At 36.5% G+C, this 9,280-nt stretch carries 8 protein-coding genes; 6 read left to right on the top strand and 2 right to left on the bottom strand.

Annotated features, from left to right (window positions below; all coding sequences use genetic code 11):
• On the bottom strand, nucleotides 1–915 hold a 915-nt coding region (locus tag WBN20_RS05390), incomplete at its 3' end, for a trans-sulfuration enzyme family protein (RefSeq protein ID WP_424280983.1).
• A 153-nt stretch (nucleotides 916–1,068) separates the two neighbouring features.
• Between WBN20_RS05390 and WBN20_RS05385 the strand changes: the two genes are divergently transcribed.
• Both WBN20_RS05385 and lpdA read left to right on the top strand, forming a co-directional pair.
• Nucleotides 1,069–1,530, top strand: a complete 462-nt coding sequence (locus WBN20_RS05385; protein ID WP_424273669.1) for an Lrp/AsnC family transcriptional regulator — start codon at nucleotides 1,069–1,071, stop codon at nucleotides 1,528–1,530.
• Between the two features lie 131 nt (nucleotides 1,531–1,661).
• Nucleotides 1,662–3,068, top strand: coding sequence for a dihydrolipoyl dehydrogenase (gene lpdA / locus WBN20_RS05380; protein ID WP_424280982.1), 1,407 nt, complete (start codon nucleotides 1,662–1,664; stop codon nucleotides 3,066–3,068).
• A gap of 72 nt (nucleotides 3,069–3,140) precedes the next feature.
• On the opposite strand, the gene WBN20_RS05375 is transcribed toward lpdA, so the two are convergent.
• Entirely contained in the window at nucleotides 3,141–4,325 is a 1,185-nt protein-coding gene (locus WBN20_RS05375; protein WP_424280981.1) for an acyltransferase family protein, read from the bottom strand.
• Nucleotides 4,326–4,449: 124 nt separating this feature from the next.
• Here WBN20_RS05375 and WBN20_RS05370 point away from each other — a divergent pair, with 124 nt between their 5' ends.
• From WBN20_RS05370 to WBN20_RS05355, 4 genes are all read left to right on the top strand, one after another.
• Entirely contained in the window at nucleotides 4,450–4,983 is a 534-nt protein-coding gene (locus WBN20_RS05370) for an NADPH-dependent FMN reductase (RefSeq protein ID WP_424280980.1), read from the top strand.
• 116 nt (nucleotides 4,984–5,099) lie between these two features.
• Nucleotides 5,100–6,419, top strand: coding sequence for a tRNA lysidine(34) synthetase TilS (gene tilS, locus WBN20_RS05365; RefSeq protein WP_424280979.1), 1,320 nt, complete (start codon nucleotides 5,100–5,102; stop codon nucleotides 6,417–6,419).
• Nucleotides 6,416–8,416, top strand: a complete 2,001-nt coding sequence (locus WBN20_RS05360; RefSeq protein ID WP_424280978.1) for a protein-disulfide reductase DsbD family protein — start codon at nucleotides 6,416–6,418, stop codon at nucleotides 8,414–8,416. Before tilS ends, WBN20_RS05360 begins: the two co-directional genes overlap by 4 nt.
• A 156-nt stretch (nucleotides 8,417–8,572) precedes the next feature.
• The coding region (locus WBN20_RS05355) for a penicillin acylase family protein (RefSeq protein ID WP_424280977.1) at nucleotides 8,573–9,280 on the top strand (708 nt) is incomplete at its 3' end.

Below are 9,280 nucleotides of genomic sequence, written 5' to 3'. Positions count from 1 at the left end.
CCCATATTCAGTAATCATTTGCTTTTTCATAGTATGGTACCCTGAATGTGATTTAAGCCCGGGATATACGACCCTGAGACCATCTTTCTCAAACTTTTGGGCCAGGTATAGTGCATTTTCGCTGTGTTTTTTCATCCTTATATGAAGTGTTCTCATATTTTTTAGAATAAAAGATGCCCGGAGGCTATCAAGAGTACTACCCAGAAGCATCCCGGCTCCATCATGCACATCCTTAAGGCTGAGACAAAACTCCTTCGTCCCACAAACTGCCCCGGCAACACTATCACTGGTTCCATTTATGAATTTAGTAAGACTATGGATAACTATCTCTGCTCCTAATTTTCCCGGTGCAATTGATAATGGTGAAAAAGTATTGTCTACAACCAGAGGAATATTATACTTTTTGGCTAATTTGGATAATGCTTTTATATCAGCTACTTCCAATAAAGGGTTACTAATAGATTCACAAAATATCATTTTTGTATTAGGTGTAATTGCCTTCTCTACAAGTTCTGTTTTAGTTATGTCTACAAATGAAGTACTAATATTGAATTTCCTTAGAAAATTTTTCATAAAAGCATAAGTTCCTCCATAAATAGTTCTGCTGCTAACAATGTGGTCTGCCGAATTACACAATTGAAGGATCACTGCTGTAATTGCACCCATGCCACTTGCCGCGACATTTGCTGTTTCTGTTCCTTCGAGAGCTGCAAGAGCTTCTCCTAAATACAGATTGGAAGGGGAGGAGTGCCTGCTATATAAGTAACAACCTTCTGTATTCCCTTCAAAAGTATCGAACATTGTTTTTGCGGATAGGAAGGTGTAAGTAGATGAATCGGATATAGACGGATTAACACCCCCGAATTCACCAAAATTGTGTAATTCCTGAATTTTATCTGTCGCGTTATGTTTCATAGGAGCATAAATTTTGTAATATAAAATTATTGAAATATAGATTAAAAAACAATATTAATTCAATATAACAGAAAATAAAACTATATTTATCACTGTAAATAGATTATATATTTATTTTTATACAGTTATAGCAGTTTTTGATGTAAATAAATCATGATTAAAATAGACGCAAAGGACAGGGAATTATTGGTGCTCCTGCAAGAGGATAGTAAATGGACCACCAAGGAATATGCAAACCGACTTGGACTTTCAACCACGGCGGTATATGAACGGATAAAACGGTTGGAAAAAACTGGTGTGATTACCAGGTATGTGGCATTGGTTGATAAGAATAAGGTAAACAAAGCTTTTATGGTACTCTGTCATGTTAAACTGATTCAGCATATTAAAGATAATGTACTGCAGTTTGAACGGGAAGTAGTTCAGCTGGAAGAAGTTTCGGAATGCCATCACATTAGCGGTGATTATGATTATATCCTTAAAGTTAACGTAAGTGATATGGAGTCTTACAGAGAGTTTATGGTGACCAAGTTGACTGCGATAAAAAATATAGGAAGCACCCAGAGTTCTTTTGTTATTAATGAAGTGAAATACAGCACCGCCATACACTTTTAATTAATCTTGTAGTTTGGGTTTTCTTCAGGTCTGATTCTCTTATGTCCTAATCAAAAACATTTGTACTTTTGTGATCTGATTTTCTTAATATCCCAATATAAAACGAATCTTTTACTTTAAAAATAAAGACTATGAATCAATATGATGTGGCCGTTATAGGCTCTGGACCAGGTGGGTATGTTGCTGCCATCAGATGCGCGCAATTGGGTATGAAAACTGCCATAATCGAGAAATATTCAACTTTGGGAGGAACCTGTCTTAATGTGGGTTGTATTCCTTCCAAAGCACTTTTAGATTCCAGCCATCATTATGAAGATGCGATAAAACATTTTGAAGAACACGGCATAGAAATCCCGGGTGATATTAAGATAAACCTTGAAAAGATGATAAGTCGTAAGCAGGCTGTAGTAGACCAAACCACCAAGGGGATTCAGTTTTTGATGGATAAAAATAAAATTGATGTTTATGAGGGCATAGGAAGTTTTAAGGACGCTACCCATATCACAATAGCACAAACTAAGGGAAAATCACAGATACTGGAAGCCAAAAATATAATTATTGCAACGGGCTCCAAACCCTCTTCACTTCCTTTTATAAAGCTGGATAAGGAACGTGTTATTACTTCTACAGAAGCCTTAAAATTAAAGGAAATCCCTGCGCACATGATCATTATTGGTGGTGGGGTGATTGGATTAGAATTAGGTCAGGTATATAAGCGCCTGGGTTCTGAAGTTACCGTTGTGGAGTATATGGATAGAATTATCCCCGGTATGGATGGAGGACTTTCCAAAGAACTTATGAGGGTTTTAAAAAAGCAAAAAGTAAAATTTTTACTTTCTCATAAAGTTACATCTGTAGAACGCAAAAGCAAGGAGGTAATCATTAAAGCTGATAATAAAAAAGGAGAGGAAGTCATCTTAAAAGGTGATTATTGCCTGGTATCCGTAGGTAGAAGGCCTTATACCGATGGTTTAAATGCGGAGGCCGCAGGTGTGGCATTGGATGATATGGGCAGGGTAGCAGTGAACAACAATTTACAGACCAATATCCCTAATATATATGCTATTGGTGATGTGGTTAAAGGCGCAATGCTTGCGCATAAAGCGGAGGAGGAAGGTACCATGGTCGCAGAGATTATTGCCGGTCAAAAGCCGCATATAGATTATAATTTAATTCCCGGAGTTGTATATACCTGGCCGGAAGTAGCATCGGTTGGAAAAACAGAAGAAGAATTAAAAGAAGCTGGTGTGGAATATAAATCGGGTCAATTTCCAATGCGTGCTTTGGGACGATCCAGAGCTAGCATGGATATCGATGGTTTTGTTAAAATTCTTGCAGATAAGAAAACAGATGAAGTCCTTGGAGTACACATGATAGGTGCCCGTTGTGCCGATCTGATTGCCGAAGCAGTCACTGCTATGGAATTCAGAGCTTCAGCCGAGGATATTTCGCGTATGAGTCATGCACATCCAACTTATGCCGAAGCAGTAAAAGAAGCTGCTCTGGCCGCTACTGACGACAGAGCTTTGCATATTTAATCGGGTGAATTATTTCTAAGAAGTTTAAGGTTTACTAAAATTATTATGATTTGGAATTGTTGGTAGTCAATTTCAGCTCTTTACCAATCCTATGCTTCTAAGTATCCTGTAAATCCCTATTTTTAATATTCTTTGCGAATATAAGGCCCATGGCTCCAGTTTATTTCTAAGATCCATAAGCGCAGCACTAATACCTTGTTTGATATGATCTTCATTCCTGGCATAATACAGGGACAAAAAGGAGCATACGAACATAAAGGCGATGGCCGTTGGAATCAATATTGCTGGTGGCAAGGACTGATAAAAGAATTGATACAATCCAAGTCCGGTAAAACTTCCATACAGAATAACAAAATGAATAACATAGATGGATAATGTATTCTGCCCTATTTTTAATATAGCCCTGCTTGTTATAAACTGGCGTAATAGCATAAAGACAGCAAAGGCAATAAGTACGTCTCCCAATCTGATAAAAAGGTAATTATTTGCGGCAATAGCTTCGAACAACTGTATCCCGGTTATTGATGAGACTGCTATAAACAGATCTGATGAGAAAAAGATTAGGAATATACCTGTAAGTGCAGCAACGGAAATAGCTGTGGGATAAAGAGATTGAGAATTTTTATAATGGATAAACAGATAGGAGAAAAAGCCTCCGATAGCAGTATATCCAAACCAGGGTATTATGGTAAACACAGAACCATTTGTTTTGGTAAAATAATTGGCCAAAGCATCCGGCAGTATCTGAAAAGTCCAATTGGAATATATTGGCTCGAAACTAAAAAGCAAACAGCTTATAGTAAGTAATAATAAAGGGAAGACGTATTTTTTTTGCTTACTGGTGAGCAAATACAAACCAATAATTCCCAAAATCGACAAGCCTATTATATGCAAAACGTCAACCAGGAAGAAAGAAGGATACATTTCGCCCATAAACAATCCAAACAGATTCAAACGGAGAAGATACCCAATGAACAATAGTTGAATACCACGTTTAATCCCTTTTTTTATTCTTGGATTATTAAATCCTTTCTCTGGTATACGAATTAGCAGATAGGTGAAAATAAAGCCTGAAACTGTAAAAAATACAGGCGCTGTAATTCCTCTGAAATAGCTCCAAACACTAAATATAACACTGTTCGGATCCCTAAAAGAATTTTCCAGCAGGCCATCCACAAAATGCCCTTGCAGCATCATAAGGATTGCCCAGGCTCTCATGGCATCTATAAAAAATAGTCTTGCAGTTTTACTTTTCATACCTAACAACTATCCTATATACTTGTTTAACAGCATGTTTGGATGTTCAAAAATGCAAAATTAGATAAATAACTCGCAATTAAAGCTTATTTACGGTATTTTCGTCAACTTAAAAATCTTACTTATGTCAACAATATTAGCTTTAGCCGGTAGCAATTCCTCAACATCAATAAACTTCAAATTAGTGCAACATACCGCAGGTTTAATTGTCAATAAGGAAGTACAGGTTATAAATATGGCTAATTATCCGTTTCCACTGTTTAGTGAGGATACTGAACGTGAAATGGGTTTTTCCAATTCACTGGTAGAACTGCGAGACGATATTATGAAAGCAAATGGGGTGATTCTTTCAGTAAATGAACACAACAGTAATCCTTCTGCATATTTTAAAAATGTATTGGATTGGCTTTCACGTCTGGAAAGAAAATTTTTAGAAGATACCGAAGTACTACTTATGGCAACTTCCCCCGGTAAGCGCGGCGCACAGGGATCCCTCGAAATTGTTGAAAAATTATTACCCAGATTTGGGGCAAATATCAGCGCTACATTTTCACTGCCCTCTTTTTATGAAAATTTTGATACTGAGAAAGGCATCACAGATAGTGCACTTGCGAAAGAACATCAAATGGCCCTGACTGAATTTTTATCTAAAATCTAAAAACCAGCAGTTAACAGTTTCATTTCGGATTAAGGATATTTCCATTCTTGAAGCCGATCTTTCATAGTTATCGTGAAAAGATTGGTGGCGGTTACAACTTTGACTAATTTTGTAAGGTGTTAAACCAGTTTAAAGAACATATTGCAGTAAACTTTCCTGAGCTCCTTGAAAACCACTTTTTAGTTGCCTGCAGCGGGGGTGTTGATAGTGTAGTATTAGCCCATCTCTGTGCATTGAATAAAATGGACTTCTCCATTGCTCACTGTAACTTTCAATTACGCGGCTCTGAAAGTAACATGGATGCCTTTTTTGTAGAAGATTTAGCCAGGAAAATTGGAAAAAAAATATATATAAAAGATTTTGATACAATTAGTTATATAAATAAGAATAAAGTATCACTTCAAATGGCAGCAAGAGAATTACGATACCGTTGGTTTGAAGAATTGATGAAAATAAACAAAATTAAAACCCTGGTGACAGCACATCAGGCAGATGATAATTTGGAGACTTTTATTATCAATTTATCGAGGGGTACCGGAATTAAAGGACTTACTGGTATTCCTGTCAAAACTTCCAGTATAAGTCGGCCGTTATTAAACTTTTCCAGGGCACAGATCATGCAATATGCCGAAATTAAAAATTTAAGTTGGCGCGAGGACAAAAGCAATCTTGAAACCAAGTATTTAAGAAACAAAATCAGATATGGTGTTATTCCCAAATTAAAGGAATTACACCCGGGTTTTCTGGGTAATTTTGAAGCTACACTGTCAAACCTTCAAGGCAGCACCGCTCTTTTGAAGAACTATCTGTCTGAATTAAAACAAAATCTTTTTCAACAACAGGAAGAGATTATTAAAATTCCCATAAATTCTCTTTCAAAATTAGAACCCATTAAGGTTTATATGTATGAGTTGTTTCATGAATATGGTTTTAAAGAATGGAATGATGTTGTTGGGCTTTTAAGCGCTTTAAGTGGAAAGGAAGTCCGTTCAAGTACCCATCGGCTTATTAAAGACCGGGAGTATCTTTTATTACAGCCGATTCATCCTTCTGGAGTTGAAGGATTGGTTGATAAATTTGTTTATCATACGATTCCGGATACTATTACGGTACCATTACGTATAAAGATTGAGGAGGTAAAGGCAATGGGTGAAACCTCCAATAAGATACTATATGTTGATAAAGAAACGTTAAACCATAAACTAAGCATAAAAAAAAGGGAAAAAGGAGATTACTTTTACCCTTTTGGAATGAGTGGGAAAAAAAAGGTCTCAAAGTTTTACAAAGATGAAAAACTAGATCTTATCTCCAAGGAAAAACAATGGCTTTTGTGCTCAGGAGATGCCATAGTATGGGTTATTGGCAGAAGAGGGGATGATCGTTTTAAAGTGACACCCACAACTAAATATATTTTAAAATTTACTATAACAGAATGAGAATAGTATTAACATTTCTTGTTTTATTAATCAGCCTTAATCCCGGTTTTGGGCAGGGGGAAGAAGACCCTGTAATTTGGTCGCATGATGTTAAAAAGCTGACAGAAAACGAGTATGAACTTATTTTCAAAGCTGAAATAGCCGACGACTGGCATATTTTTTCTCAGTTTACAGATGAGAATGGTTCTTTACCCAGTGAATTCACTTTTCTCAAGAGCGGTGAAGATTATGAATTGGTGGGAACAACCACAGAAAGTGAAACTATAAAAGAGTACAGTGATATTTTTGAAGTAGACGAGACATTTTTTATAAAAAATGCAGTCTTTACACAACGAATAAAGTTACTAAATACTGCTCTTTCCCAAATAGATGTAGAGCTTTTCTATCAGGTGTGTAAGGAAGTATGTATTACCAAAGATTATACTTTCAGGATATCTCTGAGTGGAGGTGCCGTAGTAGTTAAAGAAGAAATCCTTGATGACAGAGACCTGGCCCTTAGTTCTGCATTAAAACTCGACTTAAAAAATAAAGAAAGACTTAAAACTAAGGATGATGCCAACCTGAAAAAAGGTTCTAATTTGTGGATTGTATTTGGTCTGGGGTTTTTAGGCGGCCTTATTGCCTTATTGACGCCTTGTGTATTTCCAATGATCCCGTTAACGGTTTCCTATTTTACGAAACATACCAAAAATAAATCCACAGGTATTTTTGAGGCTTCTTTATACGGATTTTATATTGTCTTAATTTATTTTTTACTTAGCCTGCCCTTTCATTTATTTGATTCGGTAGATCCGCAAATACTAAATACAATAGCTACAAATATCTGGCTCAATGTTGCCTTTTTTATAGTGTTTGTATTTTTTGCATTCTCTTTTTTCGGTTATTATGAATTAACATTACCCAGTTCATGGTCCACTAAAATGGACAATGCATCTTCTAAGGTAGGAGGAGGATTAGGAATATTTTTTATGGCACTAACGCTGGCTATTGTATCTTTTTCCTGTACCGGACCAATTTTAGGAGGCCTTTTAGGAAGTACTACTTTGGCCGAAGGCGATGTGGCCAATAACCTTTCGGCCGGTATGTTGGGATTTGGAGTTGCCCTTGCCTTACCTTTTGCGTTGTTTGCGTTATTTCCTGCATGGTTAAATTCATTACCCAAGTCTGGTGGATGGATGGATACGGTAAAAGTATTTCTTGGATTTCTTGAATTGGCCCTGGCCTTTAAATTTTTATCAAATGCAGACCTTGTTGGGAATTGGGGGTTCCTTAAGAGAGAAATTTTCCTGGGGATCTGGATATTGCTTTTTGTTTTATTGGTTTTATACCTATTTGGAATATTCAGATTTAAGCATGAAGGGCCAAAACAAAAGTTATCTAAAACCAGAATTGGAGTAGGCGTTTTAACTGCTGCGTTTACCGTCTATTTAATACTCGGTGCTTTTAATATTACCAACCTTAAATTATTAAGCGGATTTCCACCTCCGGATTTTTATTCCGTAGTTAATAAAGAAAGTAATTGCCCTCTTGGACTTAACTGCTTTAAGGATTTTGAAGAGGGGATAGCTTATGCTAAAAAAGAAAAGAAGCCCGTATTACTCGATTTTACGGGATGGGCCTGTGTAAACTGCAGAAAAATGGAAGAAAACGTCTGGAGCGAACCCGATATTTATGAAATGCTAAAAGAGTATTATGTGCTGATTTCCTTATATATAGACGACCGAAAATCATTGCCGGAAAATGAAATATTTGATTATAAATTCGATTCTGGACGGGTAAAAAACATTGAAACAGTAGGGGAAAAATGGGGTACTTTTCAAACCCTAAACTTTGGTGCAGCATCACAGCCCTATTACGTTTTACTTTCTCCGGATCTGCACGTCTTAAATTCTTCAATTCAAAATGCTAATAGCGAAACCTATGAGAGTTGGTTGAAAGAAGGTCTGAAAAACTTTAATGAGCTCAATAAAGGTGAATTTACAGGCATAGTTCAATAAAACGGCTATACTATCCGCTTCAGAATATGTAGCTCAATGTCCTATTGTGATTTTTATAATCTTTGAGTTCAAATCATAAAAGTTGTATCAAAAAAAGGCCCCTTATAACTCAAGTGGCTCCCTATTTTTCTATCTTTAAATCCCAAAACCGTTGTTGTGAAGAAAATTAAAAATCCCCTCCTTATACTATTGGCACTATTTGGACTTTTATCTTTTGCCGCTTTCATCTTCATACAAACCCTGAAACCCGACTATGAAGGTGAAAAACAATTATTAAATCTGTCTGATGAGGTATCTGTCTACTATGATTCCTATGGTATTCCCCACATTTATGGTGAAAATGAAGAGGATGCAATTAGAACACTTGGATACGTGCATGCCCAGGACAGACTTTGGCAAATGGAATTGTTGAGAAGGGTGGCCAGCGGTGGGTTATCAGAGGTTTTTGGTTCTAAATTACTATCTACAGATAAATTTTTTCTTTCCCTGGGTATTGATGAGGCATCTGCTAAAACTATCGAACAGCGGGAACCTACGAATAGAACAATACGACTTACCGAGGCGTATTTGGATGGGATAAACCAATTTATAGAAAATGGACCTACGCCGGTTGAGTTTTATCTGACGGGTATTGAGAAGCAACTTTTTGGCCTAAAAGATGTTTATAATTCTATTGGTTATATGGCATTTAGTTTTGCGATGGCTCAAAAAACGGATCCATTGCTAACAGTGATCACGAATAAATTAGGACCTGAATATCTTAAAGATTTGGAAATTGATGTGGATAAGAATACAGAATGGATCAAGAATTATAAGTCTGCGCCTGAGGATTCAAAAGAAGCTCAAATAGTTGCTTCCATTTCA

The organism is Eudoraea sp. (assembly GCF_049665975.1).
GTDB lineage: Bacteria > Bacteroidota > Bacteroidia > Flavobacteriales > Flavobacteriaceae > Eudoraea.
Note: the sequence above shows the minus strand (reverse complement) of the source record. Positions and strands in the feature narration are given on the sequence as shown.

Excerpts from the sequence above, each read along its gene's own strand:
- WBN20_RS05385 (WP_424273669.1), top strand. The coding sequence starts at position 1,069 with ATGATTAAAATAGACGCAAAGGACAGGGAATTATTGGTGCTCCTGCAA.
- lpdA (WP_424280982.1), top strand. The coding sequence starts at position 1,662 with ATGAATCAATATGATGTGGCCGTTATAGGCTCTGGACCAGGTGGGTAT.
- WBN20_RS05375 (WP_424280981.1), bottom strand. The coding sequence starts at position 4,325 with ATGAAAAGTAAAACTGCAAGACTATTTTTTATAGATGCCATGAGAGCC.
- WBN20_RS05370 (WP_424280980.1), top strand. The coding sequence starts at position 4,450 with ATGTCAACAATATTAGCTTTAGCCGGTAGCAATTCCTCAACATCAATA.
- WBN20_RS05360 (WP_424280978.1), top strand. The coding sequence starts at position 6,416 with ATGAGAATAGTATTAACATTTCTTGTTTTATTAATCAGCCTTAATCCC.